Here is a 21,828-nt window from a genome sequence, read left to right on the forward strand (position 1 = left end):
ATCGTGCGGATGTGGTCGTGCCGTGCCGGGGTGGCAGGCTAGCACGGATGCGGCCGGGCTATGCCGAGGCGGCGGATCGTGCGGATGCGGTCGTGCCGTGCCGGGGTGACAGGCTAGTGCGGATGCGGCCGGGCCGTGCTGAGGCGGCAGGCCAGCGTGGACCGTTTAGTGCAACGCGCCGCCCGTTTCTGGCAAATCCATGCGCACTGACAAGGCAGTCCGCACGATGACCTTCAACCCTTCAATGACGGACACGCTCGACAGGCTGGGCTGGCCTGGGTGGCGCGCGGCCTGTCGCGGCGTATAGGGTATATGCACGAAGCCACCGCGTAATTGCGGTGCGCGTGTCGCGATGTAGTGCGACAGGATGTAGAAGAGGTGGTTGCACGTGAAAGTGCCGGCCGTTTGCGACACCGACGCAGGGATGCCGGCTTCGCGCAGCGCATGGACGAGCGCCTTGATCGGCAGCGTGGAGAAGTAAGCCGCCGGCCCGTCGGTGACGATCGGAGCGTCGATTGGCTGGTAACCGTCATTGTCCGGGATGCGGGCATCGTCCACGTTGATGGCGACGCGCTCGACGGACAAGTCGGGACGCCCGCCGGCTTGGCCGACACAGATTGCCAGCGACGGACGCGTTGCATCGAGCGCGTCTAGCAGCGCCTGGTCGAGCGTACGAAAGCGCACTGGCATCATCCGCGCGTGTACGATGGCGTCGCCAGACGGGGTCGCGATCCGCGCGCCGTCGAGTGCGTGCACGGCCTCCCATGATGGATTGATCGGTTCATTGTCGAATGGCTCAAAACCGGTTAGCAGTACGGTGTGCATCGTTCGATTTTCCTGAATGAAGTGACTCTCGATGGCGACGTAGCAAGGCGGCGCACGACCGAAATGATAGGATGCCCGGCGGCATGGGCAAAAGCCATTCAATTCGCATAACGGCGTCGTGCGCGCGAAAGCGTCTCGCTTCGGATTAAAATCGTAAATGATAATTATTATCGTTAATATGGATTGCGTCCATTGTTTGACTGCAGCCCATGCTAAGCTTTCCTACCTTCTCAATCGACTTGCCCCTGGCAGGCGCCTCGCGGACGAAAAAGCGTGTTCACCAAGACAAAGCCGATGTCCATTCCGGTCCGCCGAGGATCGAGGCGGAGATCGCGTCCGTTGCCGACTGTTCAGGACTGCTGGAGGAATTAAACGCCATCAGCGACGGCACGCGCTCATGCCGGAAGGCGTCGCCAAAAAGTCTTCGATTGGGTACAACGTCCCGCTCTTTCATCAATCAGCATGCTGCAACCCTCGAAAAATTGAAAGCATGGCGTCGCGGCACGGCTCCGGCCACGATGCTGGAACTAGCGTGTCCTAGCGAGCTTTATGCCCAAGTGAAGCGACTGGTGGAGCAGCGGCTCGGCGAGCACTCAGACCGCTGCGGCGCGCTGGCGATCGATGCAGACGAGTTCGTGCATTGCCTGTACGTGATGGTCGTGACGCTGATCCAAGTGTCAAAGGGTGACGGCGCTGGCGTTGAAGCAGCATTCAGGCAAGCATCAGAATTGCTTGCGCATGACCCGGTGGGATGGCTCAAGGATGCGGGCATTCCGCATGGCATCGCGGATGTGGCGGTGACCGCCGGCATGACTGGGCCGCTGCTGGCGCTGGCGGGGCTGGCGATCAAGGAGGGTCTTGCTGAATGGCGCCGCGCGCGCAAGATGGACAAGGGGCTAGCGCAGGCGCTCGATCAAGTGAACGAGGAAATAGTCGTGCTGCAGGCGCTCTCTGCCTTGCTTGAGGCGCGACGTCACAACGTGGTTGGCACGGCAGAGCAGTGCAATGAGGGTACGGGCACGCATGCGACGCCTGTAAGCGATCAGCCGCTGCCCAAGCTCACGACCATCAAGCAGGAGCGGCGTGCCGCGTTGCGCTTTCTGCGCAAGCAGAACGATGCGGACAAGGTAATTGGTGCCAGCTCATTCGTCTCTGGTAGCGCCATTGCGACCAAATGCATTGTCGATACCACGTTAAAGGGCGTCTATATTGGACAGCAGGGTAGCGCCGCTGCAACAACCGCCGCCGGCGCTGCAGGCATAGTCGGTGCGGCCGCACTGGGTCCGATGGCTGCGGCTGGTTCGCTGGCGCTCGGCGGCTACATGCTGCACAAGTCACGTAAAAAGCGCGACGCGTTCCGTGCAGAAAAGCAAGGCACGGATTCGAGAATAGCTGCCTGGCTGAAACGAGCTGAAGCGGATTGCCGGGGCGGTGCGTCAATGGATCCGCCGTATGACGAGCATACGCTTAGCGAGCGCTATGCGCGCTTTCTTCGCGAAAAGACCCAGCAGCACGATGCGTTCTTCACACACTATACAGACTGGAATAAAGGGTTTGTTGCCGGTAGCGGTCTCTATACCGCTTGCACGGTCTCCAAGCTGGCGCTGGCTGGCATTGTCGCGGCGGGCGGCACCGCGCTCGCGACGCCAGCCGCGCCGGTCGTGCTGATGGCCGGGACAGGTCTAGCCAGTGCCGCGATGATCTTTTTCTCAATGCAGTACTTGAAGGGTCACGGCAAGCTTCAGCGTTACCAGCGCTATTATCACGATGATGACCCCGAACTCGATCGGCATTTCTTGGCGAGTGTCGATCTGCTATGCGCGGACGATCGACCAGGGGCAGGTTTTGATCTGCGTAAGCTCTTCTATTACCAAGCGGCGGCACGCGAGGACCAGCGCCAGGCCTTCCTTGCCGATGTGGCCGCACAATGTGCGAAGCGGTTTGACGATCAATATACCTACACAGCCGACGACGACGAGGTGATTCGCCGGCGGGGCCCCAAACCTAATGGTAAGCAGCAATTGACGCAACTCGCGCGGCGTACCGGGGAGGCGGTAGTGGGCCGGGCCAAGGCTGCCTCGGCGTTTGCTCGTACGGTCCGTCCGGATGCGCAGACACGGGTCTCGCAGGCCGCGCGCAGCGCGTGGCGCAATGCGTCCGGTGCGGCACGCAATGCATGGAATGAGTCGCGGCGCCATTTGACACGCACGAGCCTGAAAGCGTGGCTTGCCGATCCAGCGAATCATGCCGAGCAGGCGCGCGTGCTCAAGCAAATGATCGAGATACAACTGATTTATCTGGAGCGCAAGCTTGAAACCAAGCACCGCGCGTATTGCCATATCGAGCGCGGGCTCAATGCCGATATACGCGCGATGCCAGCGCATCGTCGCGGTGTGGCGGGCGTGCCAACCCCTGCCGCCGCGTCGACGCCGGACGTGGCCGCATCCGAGGTACAGCGGCTTGTGCTGGGATTAAGCCGCGACCTTGAAAATGACGAATGCCTATATCGCCAGGCTGTGCTCGTGCGTGATGCACTGAGCGCGCTGGCGAGCCGGCACGCGGGGTCCCCGGGCAGCCGGCAGTTGCTTGCTTGCGTAATCGAACAGTTCATTAGCACGCAACAGGGCAGGCTGCCGGATGCGGATAGGCCGCTGCCGGACCTGGAAGCCAGCCACGAGCGCTTGGCGACGTACCTGATGAAGGAAGCGCCGGTACGCTACAAGGACCTGCGCGGTAAGCTGGTCGAGACGGAACTCCAATCGACGCGCATTGGGCACGCATGGGAGCAACGGATGGCCAGCCAAGGCGAGCTGCATCCAGCAAAGCGCACCGCCATGCAGCGGGCGGCACTGAGCGAAGCTGGCAACGCCACGGCCACCGCTGTCGGTGCCAAGGCTGCTGCTGCCGCGGCAGCCGCTGCTAGTGCCAAGGCCGCCGCTGCTAGTGCCACAGTTGCCGCTGCCACGCCCGCCGCTGTCAGCGCCAGTGCTGACACGAGAGCCAGCTTTGCCACGCAGGCTGGCTTCTCCCAGCCCAATGCTACGCGCGAAACGCCAGCACGTTCATCAGCACGATATTGGCCACGAGGATGGCCAGCGCAGTCGGCACTTGCGCCTTGATCACCGCGTTCTTGTCGGGTAACTCCAGCAGCGCCGCCGGCACGATGTTGAAGTTCGCGGCCATCGGCGTAAGCAGCGTGCCACAATAGCCGGAGAACATGCCGATCGCGGCCATCACGGCCGGGTCAGCGTGGAACATCCCGACTAGCACCGGCACGCCGACGCCGCCGGTCATCACCGGGAACGCGGCAAAGCCGTTGCCCATGATCACCGTAAAGAGCGCCATGCCGATGCAGTACACCGCGACCGCGATCACCCGCAGGTCCATGTTGATGTAGGCCGTGGTCAAGTGGGCCACCGCTTTGCCTACGCCTGCGTCCGAAAACACGAGTCCCAGCATGCCCAACATCTGCGGCAGCAGCACCGCCCACGACAGCGCATCGACCAGGCGCCGTGTTTCCCGGGTCGACTGCGCAAGTGTGTCACGCGTGAGCCGGCACGCGAACGCCACGGCGACAAGGCAGCCGATGCCGAATGCCACGAGCGTGACGTTCTTCGGGTCCAGCAACGGCGTGCCACCGACCTTCAGGTGCGGCGCGGCCAGCGTGAGCACGACGGTGATGGCCGGGATCGTCAGCGCTGGAAGGAACAGCTTGTTGCCGAGTCGCTTCGCGCTCGCCGTGCGCAACTCCGCCGTTAGCATTTTCGCCTTGCCGCCGGTCACGCCGCCGAATCCGGCGATCAGCGCCATCACGATGACGAAGGCGCCGACCAGTTCAGCCGGCAGACGCTCGCCGATTAGGAAGATGATGGCCGCCAGGGCCCAGAATGTGCCAGACAGCCAGCGCTTCGGATGCGTGGTGTCAGTGATGATCATGCCCGCGACGATTGCCAGCAGGATGCCCACCAGCCAGTAAAGGTAGTTGATTGACAGCATTACGCTTGCTCTCCGCTTGATTGGTTGGAGGGGGCGCCGGCGCCGCGCGGTTGGCTCAGCAGTTCTCGATCCAGCGACCGGTCGAGCAGGTACAGCCGCGTGCCATGGATCAGAAAGGCGCAGATTGCGGTCGGGATACCCCACAGCGCGACGTGCAACGGCATGACGTCGATGCCTGCTTCATGCAGGAACGTGGTCATCAGCACGATCGCGCCGAATGCCACGAACACGTCCTCACCAAAGAACAAGCCGACGTTGTCGGTGGCCGCGCAGAACGCCCGCAGCTTATACCGCACCGCATCGGCAAGCGCACCATAGCGCGTTTGCGCGGCGCCTTCGGCCATCGGCGCGATCAACGGACGGACCATCTGCGGATGACCACCCAGGCCGGTCAGGCCCACCGCGGCGGTTACTTCCCGCACGAACAGATAGACGATCAGCAAGCGTCCCACGGTGGCGGACTTGATGCCGGCGATCCACTGGTGAGCCCGCTCGCGTAGCCCGTGACGCTCCAGCAAGCCGATGACTGCGAGCGGTAGCAGGATAATCAGCGGAAGGTTACGCGTCTTAACAAAGCCGATACCGATTTCCGCGAGGATTTTGGCCGGCGGATAATGAGCGGCGGTGGCTGTCACGATCGCGGCGGCCGCGACCACGAGCATCGGATTGAAGCGCAGCACGAAGCCGGCAATGATGACGGCCACTCCGAGCAGTGGCCAAAGATTGATGGTGGTTTGCATAAGATCTCCGATTGGCAAGTCCAGCGGTGGTGAACAAGCATGAAAAACCCGGCTTCATGGACCGGGCTGTGTTGTTAAGCATCGGGTGCACAGCCCGCCGTCATCGCGACGTGGCGGGCTGCGTGCACCCGGATGCCTTCATTTGCCAGCCGCGCGCGGATGCGGCGGGCAAATTCGAGTGCGTGCGGCCCGTCTCCGTGCAAGCAGATCGTCTGGGTGTTCAGCATCACCCACTGCCCGTCCACGGACCTCACGCGCTTGTCCCGGATCATCGCCAGCGTGCGCTCCAACACCGTGTCCTCGTCCTCGAGCAGCGCGCCGGGCAGCTTGCGCGGCACCAGCGAGCCATCGGACAGGTAGCCGCGATCGGCGAACACTTCTTCGATCGCGAGCAGCCCGGCACGCCGGGCCGCTTCGATCAGACGGCTGTTCGCCAGACCGAACACGGCCAACGACGGGTCAAAGTCGCGCACCGCGGCAACGATCGCATTGGCCAGCGTGATATCGCGTGCGGCCATGTTGTACAGGGCGCCATGAGGCTTCACGTGAGCCACCTTGCCGCCTTCGGCATGCGCGATCGCGGCAAGGGCGCCGAGCTGGTACAGCATGCCGGAATAGACATCGGAAGGCGGTAGCGCCATCTCGGCACGTCCGAAATTATCCGGATCGTTGAAGCTGGGGTGCGCGCCGATCGCCACGCCTTTCTCGATGGCCCAGCGAACACTCTGACGCATGATGCCGGGGCCGCCCGCATGCCAGCCGCACGCGATGTTCGCCGAACTGACTAGTTCGAGCAGCGCTTCATCGTTGCCACACCCCTCGCCGAGATCGGCGTTCAGATCGACTTCCATGTCCCTGCCTTCAATTCATGCCGCAGCCTTACAGCGCTCCTGCTGTAGTGCAATGGCCAGCTCGATATGGCGCAGATATTTGTTGAGTTCTACCAGTGCGTTGCGCGCCTGTTCCAACGAACATTGGATAAAACGAACCCGCTGGTTCAAGCGGGCCTGTGCGAGCAGCCACAGGTCCGCGGCGATCACGCTGCCGAACCGCGGGTAGCCGCCGGTGGTCTGAGCGTCGCTCATCAGCACGATCGGCTGTCCATTCGGTGGCACCTGGATGGTGCCCGGCAGTACGCCGTGCGACAGCAGATCGATCGGGCTTTGCCGTTCCAGCATTGGGCCGGCCAGCCGGAAGCCCATCCGGTTGCTGTTCGGCGTGATCGACCAGTCCTCGTTCCAGAACGCGGCGTGGGCCTGCGTTGAAAAGCTGGCATATTCGGGGCCGGGTATGACCCGCACGCGCGTCGCGATGGCGCCGAGCCGTTGACCGGTGCGCTCTCCAAGATGCGCCAGGGGACACCACGATGGTGGCTTGACTCCAAACGCCGGCGCTTCCGGGCTAAATACTCGGTCGCGCGCGCTCGCGGGCAGTGGCGCGACCGGCAAGCGATCGCCGTCTTTTAATGTCCGCCCCGCGAGACCACCGAAATGCGAGCCCAGATCCGTCGAGCGCGAGCCGAGCATCGGCATCACATCGATGCCACCGGCAATCGCCAAGTAGCCGCGCATGCCGATCGACGGCGCGCGCAGCGTCAAGGTTTGTCCTGCTTGCACCGGCAGGCTGCGCCATGCGTAGACAGGCTGGTCATCCAGCATGGCGTGAAAGTCGGCGCCGGTCAGCGCGATGCGTGCGGCACGCGGGAACCGCAACACCACCGGCCCCAGGGTCAATTCGAGCCCTGCCGCCCCCGGGACGTTGCCCACTAGCCGGTTGGCCACCTGCAGCGCCACGGTGTCGAGCGCGCCGGCGGTGCAGACGCCATACTGGCGATGGCCGGTGCGTCCCAGGTCTTGGATGGTCGTCAGCGTCCCCGCGCGGATGACCTCGATCATGCGCGCCTCCCTGCCCAATCATGGTACGCCTGCAGCGCCGCAGTGCAAGCCCATGCGTCTTTCATGCCAGCACCTCTGCGATGATGAAGCGGACTTTATCGCCTGGCAGCAGTGCCGTGCTCGGGGTCCTGGCCGGATCGAATAGCACCATGTCCGAGCGCCCAATCAATTGCCAGCCGCCCGGCGACGTGGCCGGGTAGATGCCGGTCTGCTCGCCGCCGATGCCCACTGATCCGGCCGGCACCGCGAATCGCGGCTCGTGCCGCCGCGGCGTGGCCAGGCTTGCGTCGAGTCCGCCCATGTAGGCGAACCCGGGCTGGAAACCAAGAAAGAACACAACGTATTCACCGGCGGCGTGCCGCTCAACCACTTCGCGAGGCGAGTAGCCGGTGTGCCGCGCCACGCTTTCCAGATCTGGTCCGGCTTCACCGCCGTAGCGCACCGGGATCTCGACGACGCGGCATGCTGTCTCCTCGACCGGGGCCCGCGCCCAAGCGCCGCGCAACTGTATCGCCAATCCGTCTGGATCGGCATGTATCGGGTCAAACACCAGGGTGACGTTGTTCATGCCCGGCACCACGTCCAGCACATGCGGCCAGTCGCGTGCCATCCGGGCCACATGCCACACGCGCTGCTGGTACGCGAGCGTGGCCGGCGGTGGCAGTTCGCACACGAGTGCCTGATCGCCCAGCGGAAAAATTCTTGGTGCAGTCATCATTGATTCGCCTCCATAGCCATGTGTTCTGGTGAAGGGGACGCGGATCCGCGCGTGCCTCAGGCATACTTTTATATCGTATTGTCAATAAAATATAGAGAAATTATCAATAAGTGTTTTCACGAGACATCGCTGAGCGCTTGTCCGCCGTTATACTGAAGGCCCTGCAACGAATCACGGTCATCTGGCATGATCCGCACGCCAACGAAGATTGTCTCGTCAGAACACCTCATATCTGAAACCAGTGCAGAGCTGTCTGAGTTCGAGTATGGGTTGATCTTGGCTAGCCACGCGTTCGATCGCTGGATGGTGCGCTGCATGTCCGCGGCGGGCGCCAAGGACATGACGGCAATCGAGGTGTCGCTGCTGCATCATGTGACACACCGCGAGCGCAAGAAGAAACTGGCGGATATCTGCTTCGTGCTGAACATCGAGGATACGCACGTGGCGACGTACGCGCTGAAAAAGCTGGTCGCGCGCGGCTACGTAGCCAGCGAGAAATCCGGCAAGGAGGTGTTTTTTTCGGCGACCGAGACCGGCCGCAAGCTTTGTCTGAAGTATCGCGAGGTGCGCGAGGGTTGCTTGATGGCGACGCTGGCCGAGGCCGGCTTGGACAACGGGCAGATTGGCGACGCCGCGCAGTTGCTGCGCACCGCGTCAGGCCTCTACGATACAGCCGCGCGCGCTGCGACGTCGCTCTGAGCGTATTGGGCGGCGATCAATAGCAGGTCGCTTCCGTGACGACGATATCTAGCGGTAAGTCGTGTGCTTCGTGCGGCAGCGAGTTCGCCCGCGAGCATTCATATGCAACTCCCACCGTGACCGGCGAGCCCGCGTGTGCTGGCCAGGCGGCCAGCGTCCGGTCGAAATAGCCGCCGCCGTAGCCGAGCCGGTACCGTGATGCGTCGAAGCCGACACATGGCGCGAGCAGCAAGTCCGGCACGATGCTGTCTTCGTGCGCCGGCACGGGAATCCGATAGCGCCCTTCCTTCATCGGCGAGCCGGGTGTCCACATGTGGTAGGCCATCGGCGCGTGCGGCGCGACGATAGCCGGTAATGCCGCCCGCCGCACGGCGTCGCCACTCAGCCAGTACGCGACCACGCGTCGCGCGTCGAACTCTGCGGCAACCGGCCAGAATAGGCCTACGCACCGCGGCGAATACTGCCGCAACACATCGGCCAGACGCGCCGCCAATTCAACATCGGCCTGCGTACGCTGCGGCGTGTCGGCGAAGCGCTCGCGTTCGGCTAGCAGCCTGGCGCGCAAAGCCGTCTTCAGCGACGATCGCGTTGCGTTTTCTGCACTCGGCAGCCCCGGCTCGCGTGCTATGCTTTTGACCACTGGCAGAGTCCTTGTTTGAACGTGAAAAAGAAGATATCCGTGCGTGTTCACCGAGTATATCGCGCGGTCGCGGTCGCGTTGACGGCGGCGCTTTTTATCGTGTGCGGCAGCGCTTGCGCGGTACCGCTGCTACCCGGCGTCGTGCCGTCCGATCCGGACCAGATATTCGTGCAGCTTCGCGAGGCGGCACGCAGGAACGACGCGGCCGGCGCCGCGCGGCTGGCGGCATTAATTCCCGATTATCCCGCTGCGTCGTATCTAACGTACTTCCAGATCAAGCCCACACTGTTCGATGACCAGGGCCACGCGCGTGTCGATGCGAATGACGCACCGGTGCTCGATTTCCTGTCGCGCTACGATGGCCAGGCGATTGCGGACCGGATGCGCAACGATTACCTTGCAGTGCTCGGCGCGCGCCATGATTGGCGCAATTTCGACGCACAATATGTGCGGTTCGTGCTCGACGACGATACGCAGGTCAAATGCTACGCGCTCGCGTCCAAGGCGGCGCGGCGCCAGGATGTCGCCGACGCGGCGCGTGCGCTGCTCGTCGAGCCCAAATGGTATGGCGACGGCTGCATCGACCTGATCACCGATTTGGCGCAGCGCGACCAGTTCAGCGCCGATGACGTATGGGCGCAGATCCGGCTGGCGCTCGAGCAAGGCTATCCGAGCTTGGCGTCCAAGCTTGTCGACGCGCTCGGCAGCGACCGGCCTGATTCGGTGCTGTACGAGCAGGCGACGTCGTCTCCGCCGCTGTATTTGGCGCGCGGGATTGCGCCGAATACAGCGGCACACCAATTGGCGTTGGTCGCAATCACGGCGATGGCGCGCAATGACCCAGCGCTGGCCGCGACGACCTTCGCGTCGGTCAGCGAAGCGCTCACGCCCCAAGAGCGTGCGCTTGGCTGGGGAACGATCGCATATCAGGGCGCCATCAAGCGGCTGCCGGCAGCCGCGCACTGGTACCGCCTGACGATCGGTGCGCTGTTGAGCCCGCTGTCTTATGAATGGCGGGTGCGCAGTGCATTGATGGCCGGCGACTGGGCCATGGTGCGCTGGAGCATTGAGCAGATGCCGCCGACGTTGCGCGCGCAGCCCGCGTGGGTCTACTGGCATGCCCGTGCGCTGGCGCAGGCCGGCGACAAGGAGGCTGCGGCGCAGGAATATGAATCGATCGCAGCGCAGTTCCACTTCTATGGCCAATTGGCCGCGGAGGAGCTCGGTCGCAAGACGACGGTTCCACCGCGCACCGAGGTCACCGATGCGCAAGTGGATGCGATGAGCAAGGTGCCCGGCTTCGCGCTTGCGCAGCGCTTTTATACGCTGAACCTGCGTCTGGAAGGCAACCGCGAATGGAATTGGTCGCTGCGCTCGATGAGCGATCAGCAATTGCTCGCCGCCGCCGAGTACGCGCGTCGCATCCAACTGTACGACCGCGCGGTGAATACCGCGGATCGCACGCAACAGCAACACGACTTCACGCTGCGCTACTTGTCGCCGTTTCGCCAGACGGTCGAGCGCGATGCGCAGCAGACCGGGCTGGACATCGAATGGGCATATGGGTTGATGCGACAGGAATCGCGCTTCATCATCAACGCACGCTCTGGCGTCGGCGCGAGCGGCTTGATGCAGCTGATGCCGGCCACCGCGCAGATGGTCGCCAAGAAAATCGGCCTGGGCAGGCTGTCGCGTGCGCAGATGAACAACATCGACACGAACATCCTGCTCGGCACGAACTATCTGTCGATGATCTACAATCAGTTCGACGGCTCGGCCGTGCTCGCGACGGCTGGCTACAACGCCGGCCCCGGCCGGCCGCGCCAGTGGCAAAAGGGTCTCAACCGGCCAGTGGAGGGCGCAATCTTCGCGGAAACCATCCCGTTTTCAGAGACGCGGGATTATGTGAAGAACGTGCTGTCGAACACGACTTACTATGGCGCGCTGTTCGAGGGCCAGCCGCAGTCGCTGAAGGCGCGCCTGGGCGTGATCCTGCCCGCGCCGTGACGAATCATGGTGCGCGAGCGTGGGCATCGCGCGTCGTGTTCACTCCGAGCGGCGAATCATGCGACAGACGAGCGTCGTGTTCGAGTTCGCGCGCGCCCATGTCGAATTGCCACGCCTTATCGTGGCCGCCTGCGCCGCGCATGCGGGCATCGCACCGGAACTGGGCATACCCGAGCCTGCGAGCGTGCAGAGCGTGGCGCTGCTATATCTGACCGGTGCGACGCGCGAGGCGCGCGACAGCGTGAAGCGCATGACCGGAAAAAGGTGAACGGCTGATGAATATATACGCAGTGGGTGGCGCCATCCGCGACGCGTTGCTGGGCAAACCAGTGCAGGATCGTGATTACGTGGTGGTTGGGGCGACGCCCGAGCAGATGATGGCGCAGGGCTTTCGCCCCGTCGGCAAGGATTTTCCGGTATTCCTGCACCCGCGCACGCAGGAGGAATATGCGTTGGCGCGCACGGAGCGCAAGACGGCAGCCGGCTATCACGGTTTCCAGTTTTTTTATGCGCCGGACGTGACGCTGGAGCAGGACCTGGCCCGGCGCGATCTGACCATTAATGCGATGGCACGGGCAGTGTCGCCCGATGGCATGCTGCACGGGCCCGTGATCGATCCGTTCAACGGTCAGGCGGATCTGCAGGCGCGTGTGTTTCGCCATGTCAGTGACGCGTTCGCCGAGGACCCGGTGCGCATGCTGCGGGTGGCGCGCTTTGCCGCGCGCTTCACCGATTTCACTGTTGCGCCGCAGACGCTAGCGTTGATGCGGCAGATGGTCGAAGCGGGTGAAGCCGATGCGCTGGTGCCCGAGCGGGTATGGCAGGAACTCGCGCGCGGCTTGATGGAACCCGAGCCATCGCGGATGTTCGATGTGTTGCGCCAATGCGGCGCGCTGGAGCGCGTGCTGCCCGAAGTAGCGAGGCTATTCGGCGTGCCGCAGCGTGCTGACTATCATCCGGAGGTCGATACCGGCGTGCATGTGATGATGGTGATCGACTACACGGCGGCGCGGCACTATGCGCTGCCGGTACGCTTTGCCGCGCTTACGCACGATCTGGGCAAGGCCGACACGCCACCCCATGTGCTGCCGCGCCACATTGGACATGAGGCGCGTAGCGTTGAGCGCATCCTTCCACTGTGCGAGCGTCTCAGGGTGCCCAACGATTGCCGCGACCTGGCGGTGTTGGTGGCGCGCGAACACGGCAATGTCCATCGCGTGATGGAGATGGGGGCGGCCGCGCTGGTACGCCTGCTCGAGCGCAGCGATGCGCTACGTAAGCCTGCTCGGTTTGCGCAAGCGCTGCAGGCCTGCGAGGCGGACTTGCGCGGGCGCCTGAATTTCGCGTCCCATCCTTATCCGCAGGCTGAACGACTGCGCGTCGCGCTGATGGCCGCTCGCAGCGTCGACGCCGGTGCCATTGCGCAACGCACGGCCGGCGAGCCGGCCCGCATCAAGGAGGCCGTGCATGCGGCGCGCGTGCAGGCCGTCGAGTGTGCGATACGAGAGGGTACACGGTAGCGTGCCGGTGGCTATCTCGGGGAGTTCACGGGTCACCGCCACGCCCAAGCTTGCTATGCTGTGCAGCGCCACCGCACAGCAGCGCTGTCACGCCGTGCACTCGCAGACGCGCCGAAGCTCCAGGAAACGGACTCCACCGCCCAGGCGTTCGGCTATAAGACCGATGCGGCCAAGGTGGACAAGGCCAAGTATGCGAGATACGCGGCAGGCCAGGATTGCTCGAATTGCACGTTCTACCAAGGCAAGCCAACCGACGCGTTCGCCCCCTGCCCGATAGTCTGGCGAGCCGCATGGCCCGCCCTCCTAAGCCTTGCCGCGTGCGTGCCTATCTACCTACCACCCCATCCTATGTTCCGGACGGCTACAGGTGTTCGACCAGGAAAGCCAGCGTGCGCCCATGAGCCAACGCGGCTGCCCGTTGGTGGTAAGTTGCGCGATGTGGGCAGTTGAAACCGTGATGTGCGCCTGGGTACAGATGAAATTGGGCATTATCTCGGCCCGTAAAGCGCTCCTTGACCTGATCCACCGCGGATAGCGGGATATTCGCGTCCTGCTCGGCATAGTGAAACAGTATCGGCACATGCACCTGTGCCGCGCGGTCCAATTGATTCTGGATGCCGCCGCCATAATAGGCGACTGCGGCATCCACCGAGCCGTACGCGGCCAGATGGTAGGCGAGCAGCCCGCCGAAGCAGTAGCCGATCGCGGCGATCCTGCCATCTTGCTCCGGTAGCGCGCGCAGCGCCTGCGCAGTCGCGGCGAGGTCCTTCAACGTCTTGCCAAAGTCGACCTGCTGCATCAGCGCGATGCCCCGGCTGCGGTCCGCATCGTCGTACCCGAGTTCGACTCGCGGCTCGCTGCGCCAGAAAATGTCTGGCGCCAATACCACGTAGCCGTCCGCCGCGTACTGGTTGGCCACTTCGCGGATATGCTGGTTGACCCCAAAGATTTCTTGGATCAGTACGATCCCGGGACCTTTGCTGGTATGCGGGAGCGCGAGATACGCTTGGAACGTTCCGTCGTGGGTGGCAATGTCGCGCCATGTCGAATGCGTAGTCACATTGACCTCCGAGTCGCTAAAAAGAACCGAATGGGAAGGGCTGACCAGTGTGCCACCATTTCAATTCCTGCGCGCGCCTCGCCGGTGCGGCACGTTGCAGCTGTGACCGGAATTGAATACGCGATCGGCGGTGACGCGTGCACGAATGACTGGCTTACGTCTTGTAAAAATAGCGGGTTTTCCCGTGGCGTATACCCGTGGCGTGTATTTTTTGATATTCAGCAATGGTCTGCCATTAGGGTTGCTTCCACGATCTCAAAGTATTCCCCTCAATTAATTCAATGGCCTACCCTGGCACGCAGCTTGTGACGTCGCCTGTCAAAAACACGCGCCGATGCGGCGCGTGTGCCTTTTTCACTTATATCGTCCTCGATTCTGCAAACGTTCAGGCGGTATCTCGGACAACGACAACTTCAGAGTGAGAGGGCACGATGCGCCGTATCATCGACGACCAATGGCGCCGATGAGTTGCCGAGTATCGGACGCTGGATAATGGGGTTCATTGCATTTTTAACGCGAATCAGAGCGCGTCGGACATTCCAAGCGATATGGAGAGAGGTTCACAGTCCGACGCGTTTCAGGACCCGCGGCCCGACGACGGCGACCAGCGCTGCGCACAGCGCGACAACCGATAGTCCAATCGGTAGCGTCGTGGTTTGGGCCACGCCACCGATCAGCACAGGGCCAACCAGCAGTCCCACATATGCCGTTCCCGCAACGCGCGCTAGACCCTCCGCGGCGCGCACGCCTTTGACGTTGGCCGCCGCGGCAAACAATACCGGCATCATGTTCGCCATTCCGAGTCCCATCAACGTGAAGCCGGTCAGCACGATATACGGGAAAGGCAGCAGCAACGCGATCACTATGCCGGCACAGGCGAGCAACGCGCTCAGGCGGACGAGCTGGGGTGCGCCGAGACGGGCGCGAACCCAGTCGCCCGCGAATCGTGCGATAGCCATGCCGGCTGAAAACGACGCGTACGCAATACCGGCAAAAGCGGGGCTGGTCAGCACGATGTCGTGCATATAAACACTCGTCCAGTCGTACATGGCACCCTCGGCGATCAGCGCGATCAGCGCGACACTGCCGAGCAGCACCAAATCGCGCGAGCCGCTGCGTGGCGTGCCCGGCTGCGGCGGATGCCGTTTCTCGGCGACATGCGGCAACATGAGGCCGCGGGCCGTGAGTAGGACGGCGACGGCTATCCATGACACCACAGCCATGTGCAGCTCAGGGGCGATACCTAGGCTAAGCAACGCCGCACCGGCAGCAGCCCCGCCCATGCCGCCGACGCTCCACATGCCGTGCAACGATGACATCATCGGCTTGGCGGCGGCGTTTTCGATCGCGCTGGCTTCGGCATTCATCGCGACATCGACGGTGGCCATCGTGACCCCGAACAGCGCAAGCATGGCCAGCAGCGCGATATAGGAAGGCATGGTGAGCACGAGCGACGCACTGACCCCCATCGCGGGGCCGGCAATCAGGTATGCGCGGCGCGTACCTACCTTGGCAAGCCATGGCCCGACGCGCAGCATTGCCGCAATCGAACCGCTGGCCACTGCGAACAGCGCGACGGACAACTGTGCGGCGTCTAGTGCAAATTTGTCGCGTAACGTTGGTATGTTCACGCCCCACGACCCGTACAGCATGCCGCTCACGAAGAAGACTGCCATCGTCGCGACGCGCGCGCGCCATAGCGCTGAGCGCGGCAGTCGCCGCGCGGTGAAGGAGGCGGGTGACGGGGCGGCTGAGTCAGGCACATTTGAAGAGTATGGATTGGGCACAAATAAACCCCGCGGCGAGCCTGCCAAATGGAGCTGCGCCAAGCTGAAGTGAACGGGGCCGCGTCCAACACGCGGCAAGATTACGCATTTTAGCGAACGCTTGATACCCGCGTCGCCAGTGAGCCGTTAAGATCATTACGTGCTGTGCTGTGCTGTGCTGTGCTGTGCTGTGCTGTGCTGTGCTGTGCTGTGCTGTGCTGTGCTGTGCCGAGCCGAGCCGAGCCGAGCCGAGCCGAGCGGCACAATGCCAGGGGACGCGCGGCACAGCAAGACGCCCGTCGCAGGTAACCGCGTGGGAAAGGAATAGGACCCGTCGCCCGTGAGCGACGGCAGCGTGACTAATCGAGGTGATTCTTGAACATCCCTGTAACCGCTCCGATTCATCTGCTGCACGCCCAACCGGTGGGAATGTTGGCGACGCATGCCCGTCAACCAGCAGGATTTCCCTTTCCGACGGTCTTGCCCTACGCGCCGGATGCGCAGCATCGTCCGGTTGTCTTAGTCAGTCGTCTGGCCGAGCATACGCGCAATCTTGTCGCGGATTCGCGCGCGGGCTTTCTCGTCTACGATCCCGCGGTCAACGTGTCGAACACTGAACGGGTGACGATAGTCGGACGGTTTGAGCCGACCGATGAGGCAGAGGGGACGCTGGCGCGTCGATATTTGCGCTATCACCCGGAGGCTGAGCGATATCTGGCGCTGGGCGACTTTGTGTTTTACCTGCTCAGGCCGCAGCGCATCCGCTACATCGGCGGATTGGGCGCAATGGGATGGCTGGACGCCGCGCAATGGGATGTCTTTCCTGCGCTTGCGGAGCACGAAGAGCAGGTGTTGATCGACGCGTTGACGCCGGGCGACGCGGCAGCACGTGGTTTCCGCCTGCTTGGGGTCGATCGCTTCGGCGCGGATTGGGTGCAGCACGGCCGCCGTGCACGCGTGGCGCTGAACGAGCCGCGAAACGATCTGGAGGCGTTGCACGCGGCGCTCGCCGCCGAGTTGCGTCGTCTCGGCTGACTTCCCGGACGGTGGCGCGTTCGCTACGAGAAATGATTCGCAACACGAACGCGTGCGCATTCTTCTGCTGAATAGGTTAAACCCCAGCATATTAACTAACCTGACCATTCGTCGACAGTTAGAATAGTGCCTCGCTTCCCAGTAGTCGGGAAAAAACGGGCGTAATCAATATGCAAGGGCTCGCGCCTTAGCGGTTTGTCGAATAAAATTGCATTTGGGCACGCATTGCCACGGCCTACGGGTGATAGTTGGCCAGTGGTTCTGCACTGCGTTCGCTGCTGTAATAGGCAGTCACGTGAGCTTGCTTTTGTAACATGACGTCAATCCAATGCTGAATTTCAATGCTGAATTTGTATATCAGCTATTTGTCTCAGTCGCATTCTGTGTTAAATTAACCCAGTACTATCCGAGGTGATTTCTATTGGAGCGACTTAACGGGCGTAGAACCGAGTCGTGTCTACTATCCAAGGACCCCTATGTCATCGTACAAAGAGCTTCTTGCACAGCGTGAAAAGCTGGAAAAGCAAATCGAAGAGGCAAAGGCCAAAGAGTTTGCTGAAGTTGTTAACGACATCAAACAAAAGATGGCCGATTATGGCATTACTCTGGCTGATCTCGGTTTTGGCCGGGGCAAGCTGGCGAAGGCGGGACGGCCTCGTGCAGGTGTGGCGCCGAAATACCGCGATCCTGCCAGTGGCAACACGTGGTCGGGTCGTGGCAAGCCGCCGAAGTGGATTGCTGGAAAGAATCGGGATCAGTATTTGATTCAGCAATAAGTAAGGAAGTCCCACAAGCGGTTGTAGCGGGGCATGCTGAACCACGGTTTGCCCAAAAAGAGAAGGCCGTGTGCCCGACAGGGGCCACTGGCCTTTTTTTATTGCTTGAACCCTAAACCAAGCCGGGTGCAAACCATATTGGCTCCAAACCATACGGGGCCGCAAACTATACTGGGCCTCAAACCATGCCGGACCCAACACCATGCCGGCTCTGTACCTTAATGGTTAACTGCACAATTGTGCGCGATAGCACTGCAGCGTGCTGCAGACGTGGAATGAGAATGCGTCACATCATTGTAAAGTGATGATTTTATTGTGAAAAATCCGTGAAAGCGGCGCAACCTGGGTTGGACTGATAAAATAGCCATCCAGTCGATGGTCTTCACCGCCCTTATTTGTTTTTCATGACCGCCCCGTTGCCCGAGCGCCAAGTCGTCGCGCAGAAATCCACATTGGTGAGCGTCGTACTCAATACGGTGCTGATGGTGACGCAGATTGTGGTCGGCGTGCTGGCCCATTCGCAAGCGTTGATTGCCGACGGGGTGCATTCACTGGCCGACCTCGTGTCCGACTTCGTCGTGCTGTTTGTCAATCGGCACAGCGGGGCCCACCCGGACGCCGATCACAACTACGGTCATAGCCGCTACGAAACCGTTGCTTCGCTTTTTCTGGGCAGCCTGCTGATCGTCGTGGGCATCGGCATGATGTGGCGCGGCGCGCAGCGCATCGCCGATCTCGATGGAATTCCGCCCGTGCATGTGTCTGCGCTCGTCGTCGCCGTGGCGGTGTTGCTTTCCAAAGAATTACTGTTCCGTTACATGTTGCGCGAGGCGCAGCGGGTGCGTTCGGCGATGCTGGTGGCCAATGCATGGCATGCCCGATCCGATGCCGCGTCCTCGCTCGTGGTTGCGGTCGGTATCGTCGGCAGTCTGGCGGGCTGGCGGTGGCTGGACCCGATTGCGGTCGCCGTCGTCGGCTTCATGATTGTCCGGATGGGCTGGATTTTTGGCTGGGATGCGCTCCAGGACCTGTCGGACCGGGCGTTGGACGAGCAGACGACACGTCGGATCCGCGAAATGCTGCTATCGACGCCTGGCGTACAAGGGGTGCATGAACTCAGAACGCGCAAGATGGGCGATGCGGCATTAGTCGATGCCCATATTCTCGTGGAACCTCGTATCACCGTTTCCGAGGGGCACTATATCGCAGAGACGGCCCGTCTGCGTGTACTGAAGGAGCCGCACGTGCTTGATGCGTTGATCCACGTCGATCCGGAGAGCGACGACGAGCGTACCGCGTGGGAAGCGTTGCCGCCGCGCGATCGGCTGCGCAAGAATCTGGAGCGTGAACTCTCTCCTCGCGGCGTGCAGATCGTGTCGTTCGATATCCATTATCTGCGGCACGGCGTCGAGCTCGACTTGCTGCTCGCACCGGGTAGCGGCGCGCAAGCCGGTGGCGATCGTGACTTCACTCAGGCGCTCGATCTTGATGCCGTCGCCCGACGTCTTGGCGTGTGCCAAATCCGGCTGCGGCAGATGGTCGGTTCGGCAGCGGTGCATGCGACGACCTGACGCATACTACGCAGCGCATACTGTATCAAAGCGGCAATTGCGTGTCGAACTTGATTTCCCGCAGTACGACGCTGGTGTGGACTTGCGCGACGGCTGGAATCGTCAAAATGCGCTCGTGCAAAAACGTGTCGTAAGCCTTGATATCGGCTGCAACGATCTTTAGGATGTAATCGGCCTCGCCCGTTGTGCTATAGCATTCGGTAATTTCCGGGCAGGTCGCGATTTCCCGCTCGAATTGCTCCACGCCGCCCTCGGTATGGCGCGTCAAATGGATATGGGCGAGCGCGCACACATGTAATCCAAGCTTTTCCCGGTCAAGCAACGCAGTGTAGCGCTGGATCACCCCCGACTGCTCCATTTCTTTGATCCTTCGCCAGCACGGCGTACTCGATAAACCGACTTGATCGGAAATCTCTTGTACCGAGCGGCGCGCATCGAGCTGCAGCAGGCGCAATATCTTTTGCGAAAACGCATCGAGTGCCAAAAGTGCCTCCCTTTAGCGCGTTTCTATTTCTTGGATGGTAGATAAATCGCGAATAAAACGCAATTCGTATCGGTTATGGTGAGTGACTTGGTCTCTGTCCGGCAGGCTTGCGCGGTACTTTCACTCATAACGTTCATATCCACCGCGTCGGCGTGCGGGCCGGTGTTTTTGCGATTGGCAATTGTGTGAGCCGGGCTGCTCCATTAGACTGCGCGCGGCTTCAACCAAAAACTCTTTCATCATGCGCGTCGTGCTGGTGGCTAATACGCTGTGGTCTATTGTCATCTTTCGTCCAGGCCTGCTGCGCACGCTGGTCAAAATGGGAGTTGATGTCGTCGTGATGGCGCCCGTTGACGATACGTTGCCGCGCGCACGCGAGTTGAACGTACGGGTCATCCCGCTGGAGCTGTCCGCGAAAGGCACGAACCCGCTGCGCGATCTCGGGTTGGTGCGCACGCTCATGACACGCTACCGTGCGCTGAAACCTGATTTGGTGTTCCATTACACCATCAAGCCGAATATCTATGGCTCGATCGCGGCCAAGTTGGCTGGTGTGCCGTGTATCGCTGTGACCACCGGACTGGGCTACGCGTTCATGAATACCCATCTCGTCGCGCGCGTGGCCAAGGCACTGTACCGCTTCGCTTTTCGTTTCCCGCGTGAGGTGTGGTTCCTCAATGGTGACGACCGGCAGGACTTCGTCGCGCAGCGACTGGTCGATCCGGCCAAGACGCAGGTGTTGCCCGGCGAAGGTATCGACCTCGCCTATTTTGCGCCGCGTGCAGCGGGCGGGTCCGACGGCAACGTGCGCTTTTTGTTGATCGCCCGCATGCTGTGGGATAAGGGGGTTGGCGAATACGTCGAGGCCGCCCGCCTTGTCCGCGCGGTGTATCCGCAGGCGGTGTTCCAATTGCTCGGCGCGACCGACGTTGCCAATCCCAGTGCGATCAGTGCCGAGCAGATGCGCACGTGGGCCGCCGAAGGCGTAATCGAGTACCTCGGCACGACACAAGATGTGCGCGATATCATCGCGCGCGTTGACTGCCTCGTGCTGCCGTCCTATCGCGAAGGCGTGCCTCGTACACTGCTGGAGGGGGCGGCAATGGCTAAGCCGCTAGTGGCGACGAAAGTGATCGGGTGCCGGGAAGTTGTGGTCGATGGCGAAACCGGACTGCTGTGCGCGCCCAGGGATGCCGCCGACCTGGCGCGCAAGCTCCAGCATATCATTGAGATGGGGCCCGAGGCGCGCGCGACCATGGGCGCGCGCGGGCGTCGAATGGTCGAGCAGCGCTACGACGAACGGATCGTCATTGAGCGTTACTTAGAAGCGATGCGGCGGATTGGATTGAGGATCGCCGACATGCCGGCAGCTTGACGACTGAGCGGTTTAGTGGCGCAACGGCCAACGGCTCAACGGCTCAACGGCCGCCCTGTTGTCCGGGTTCCGTTTCGGACTCCGCGGGTCCCGCTGTCGGGTCGAGAGGCGTCGTTTCCGCGGGTCCGTCGTTCGTTGCCGCCGCCAGCCATTCCACATGTGCTGCCTGGCGGACGCGCAACTCCGAAAGCATGTTACAAAACAACGCGCCCTGTTCAATCGCATCGTCGAGCGCGACATGCGTGTGCGGATGGGCGTCGAACCAGTGCTTCGGCAGCTTCGGCTTGATTGCCTTCCGGTAAGGCAGCCCGGTCATCGCAAACGCTAGCGTCTTGATGTCCAGCGCCGACCAGGAGAACGGGCAGCGGCCGGCAAAGCGCATCATGTACCAGAACATGAACGTAAAGTCGAAACCGGCCGGATAGGCCACGAAGACGGGCTTGCCGGGTAAAGCCTCGACCCAGTCGACATAGGCGGGTAGCGCTTCTTCGGGCGCGCGCGTATCCGTACGGCATGCCGCCCAAGCGTCGGGTTGTGTTTTCCACCACGCGTCTTGAATCGGATGCGGGGACGCGCCAGGCAACGTGTCCAAGTTGGCGGAGAACGTTGCGATCAACTGTTTGTCCGCGGTATAGGCCGCGGATGCGAAGCTCAACATCGAATGCGGGCCGGGAATCGGGCCGTCCGCCTCGATATCGGTGCTGACATAGATTTCGTCCAT

Annotated in this window: 21 protein-coding genes and 1 pseudogene; 10 read left to right on the forward strand and 12 right to left on the reverse strand. The window is 62.1% G+C overall.

All coding sequences use genetic code 11. From position 1 onward, the window contains the following. Positions 1–165 precede the first annotated feature (165 nt). Both pcp and IHE30_RS14535 read right to left on the reverse strand, forming a co-directional pair. A complete protein-coding gene (pcp, locus tag IHE30_RS14530) occupies positions 166–825 on the reverse strand; it encodes a pyroglutamyl-peptidase I (protein WP_337691653.1) in 660 nt (219 codons plus the stop codon). Positions 826–1,102: 277 nt separating this feature from the next. Next, positions 1,103–1,279: a hypothetical protein gene (locus IHE30_RS14535; protein ID WP_337691654.1), complete on the reverse strand. Its 177-nt coding sequence runs from the start codon at positions 1,277–1,279 to the stop codon at positions 1,103–1,105. A 64-nt stretch (positions 1,280–1,343) separates the two neighbouring features. On the opposite strand from IHE30_RS14535, the gene IHE30_RS14540 reads away from it, so the two are divergent. Continuing rightward, complete coding sequence (locus tag IHE30_RS14540; protein ID WP_337691655.1) at positions 1,344–3,944, forward strand: hypothetical protein; 2,601 nt, start codon at positions 1,344–1,346, stop codon at positions 3,942–3,944. On the opposite strand, the gene IHE30_RS14545 is transcribed toward IHE30_RS14540, so the two are convergent. From IHE30_RS14545 to pxpB, 5 genes are all read right to left on the reverse strand, one after another. Beyond that, a complete protein-coding gene (locus IHE30_RS14545; protein ID WP_337691656.1) occupies positions 3,865–4,821 on the reverse strand; it encodes a DUF979 domain-containing protein in 957 nt (318 codons plus the stop codon). The two genes, IHE30_RS14540 and IHE30_RS14545, sit on opposite strands and share 80 nt — an antisense overlap. Next, entirely contained in the window at positions 4,821–5,561 is a 741-nt protein-coding gene (locus IHE30_RS14550) for a DUF969 domain-containing protein (RefSeq protein ID WP_337691657.1), read from the reverse strand. The genes IHE30_RS14545 and IHE30_RS14550 overlap by 1 nt, the downstream gene beginning before the upstream one ends. A gap of 74 nt (positions 5,562–5,635) precedes the next feature. After that, a complete protein-coding gene (gene pxpA, locus IHE30_RS14555) occupies positions 5,636–6,412 on the reverse strand; it encodes a 5-oxoprolinase subunit PxpA (protein WP_337691659.1) in 777 nt (258 codons plus the stop codon). 15 nt (positions 6,413–6,427) lie between these two features. Then, the gene (locus IHE30_RS14560) at positions 6,428–7,456 is read right to left on the reverse strand and encodes a biotin-dependent carboxyltransferase family protein (protein WP_337691661.1); all 1,029 of its coding nucleotides are present in this window, start codon (positions 7,454–7,456) and stop codon (positions 6,428–6,430) included. 61 nt (positions 7,457–7,517) lie between these two features. Further along, entirely contained in the window at positions 7,518–8,171 is a 654-nt protein-coding gene (gene pxpB / locus IHE30_RS14565) for a 5-oxoprolinase subunit PxpB (protein WP_337691688.1), read from the reverse strand. Between the two features lie 189 nt (positions 8,172–8,360). On the opposite strand from pxpB, the gene IHE30_RS14570 reads away from it, so the two are divergent. Then, positions 8,361–8,873 (forward strand): winged helix DNA-binding protein, encoded by a 513-nt coding sequence (locus IHE30_RS14570; RefSeq protein ID WP_337691662.1) that lies wholly within the window; start codon positions 8,361–8,363, stop codon positions 8,871–8,873. 16 nt (positions 8,874–8,889) lie between these two features. Here IHE30_RS14570 and IHE30_RS14575 read toward each other — a convergent pair whose 3' ends face one another. Next, positions 8,890–9,513 (reverse strand): 5-formyltetrahydrofolate cyclo-ligase, encoded by a 624-nt coding sequence (locus tag IHE30_RS14575; protein ID WP_337691663.1) that lies wholly within the window; start codon positions 9,511–9,513, stop codon positions 8,890–8,892. Positions 9,514–9,546: 33 nt separating this feature from the next. On the opposite strand from IHE30_RS14575, the gene IHE30_RS14580 reads away from it, so the two are divergent. The 4 genes and pseudogenes from IHE30_RS14580 to IHE30_RS14595 form a co-directional block, all read left to right on the forward strand. Further along, the gene (locus IHE30_RS14580; RefSeq protein WP_337691690.1) at positions 9,547–11,520 is read left to right on the forward strand and encodes a lytic transglycosylase domain-containing protein; all 1,974 of its coding nucleotides are present in this window, start codon (positions 9,547–9,549) and stop codon (positions 11,518–11,520) included. Positions 11,521–11,578: 58 nt separating this feature from the next. Further along, positions 11,579–11,788: a hypothetical protein gene (locus IHE30_RS14585; protein WP_337691664.1), complete on the forward strand. Its 210-nt coding sequence runs from the start codon at positions 11,579–11,581 to the stop codon at positions 11,786–11,788. Positions 11,789–11,795: 7 nt separating this feature from the next. Beyond that, positions 11,796–13,040, forward strand: a complete 1,245-nt coding sequence (locus tag IHE30_RS14590; protein ID WP_337691665.1) for a multifunctional CCA addition/repair protein — start codon at positions 11,796–11,798, stop codon at positions 13,038–13,040. A gap of 60 nt (positions 13,041–13,100) precedes the next feature. Beyond that, positions 13,101–13,316: pseudogene (locus tag IHE30_RS14595) on the forward strand (high-potential iron-sulfur protein); the annotation flags it as partial. Between the two features lie 85 nt (positions 13,317–13,401). Here IHE30_RS14595 and IHE30_RS14600 read toward each other — a convergent pair. Continuing rightward, the gene (locus tag IHE30_RS14600) at positions 13,402–14,100 is read right to left on the reverse strand and encodes a dienelactone hydrolase family protein (RefSeq protein ID WP_337691667.1); all 699 of its coding nucleotides are present in this window, start codon (positions 14,098–14,100) and stop codon (positions 13,402–13,404) included. Between the two features lie 560 nt (positions 14,101–14,660). Beyond that, entirely contained in the window at positions 14,661–15,863 is a 1,203-nt protein-coding gene (locus IHE30_RS14605) for an MFS transporter (RefSeq protein WP_443193686.1), read from the reverse strand. 378 nt (positions 15,864–16,241) lie between these two features. Here IHE30_RS14605 and IHE30_RS14610 point away from each other — a divergent pair, with 378 nt between their 5' ends. The 3 genes from IHE30_RS14610 to IHE30_RS14620 all read left to right on the forward strand — a co-directional run bounded on the left by IHE30_RS14610 (position 16,242) and on the right by IHE30_RS14620 (position 19,248). Beyond that, on the forward strand, positions 16,242–16,901 hold the full coding sequence (locus IHE30_RS14610) for a HugZ family pyridoxamine 5'-phosphate oxidase (protein WP_337691668.1): 660 nt from the start codon (positions 16,242–16,244) through the stop codon (positions 16,899–16,901). A gap of 476 nt (positions 16,902–17,377) precedes the next feature. Next, the gene (locus tag IHE30_RS14615) at positions 17,378–17,677 is read left to right on the forward strand and encodes an H-NS histone family protein (RefSeq protein WP_323073102.1); all 300 of its coding nucleotides are present in this window, start codon (positions 17,378–17,380) and stop codon (positions 17,675–17,677) included. 404 nt (positions 17,678–18,081) lie between these two features. Beyond that, on the forward strand, positions 18,082–19,248 hold the full coding sequence (locus IHE30_RS14620) for a cation diffusion facilitator family transporter (protein ID WP_337691670.1): 1,167 nt from the start codon (positions 18,082–18,084) through the stop codon (positions 19,246–19,248). A gap of 25 nt (positions 19,249–19,273) precedes the next feature. Here the strand turns inward: IHE30_RS14620 and IHE30_RS14625 are convergent, their stop codons facing one another. Further along, a complete protein-coding gene (locus IHE30_RS14625; protein WP_337691672.1) occupies positions 19,274–19,732 on the reverse strand; it encodes an Lrp/AsnC family transcriptional regulator in 459 nt (152 codons plus the stop codon). 241 nt (positions 19,733–19,973) lie between these two features. Here IHE30_RS14625 and IHE30_RS14630 point away from each other — a divergent pair, with 241 nt between their 5' ends. Next, positions 19,974–21,107 (forward strand): glycosyltransferase family 4 protein, encoded by a 1,134-nt coding sequence (locus tag IHE30_RS14630; RefSeq protein ID WP_337691673.1) that lies wholly within the window; start codon positions 19,974–19,976, stop codon positions 21,105–21,107. 43 nt (positions 21,108–21,150) lie between these two features. On the opposite strand, the gene IHE30_RS14635 is transcribed toward IHE30_RS14630, so the two are convergent. Next, positions 21,151–21,828, reverse strand: a complete 678-nt coding sequence (locus IHE30_RS14635; RefSeq protein WP_443193688.1) for an exonuclease — start codon at positions 21,826–21,828, stop codon at positions 21,151–21,153.

The sequence above is a fragment of the Mycetohabitans sp. B46 genome, assembly GCF_037389205.1.
Lineage (GTDB): Bacteria > Pseudomonadota > Gammaproteobacteria > Burkholderiales > Burkholderiaceae > Mycetohabitans.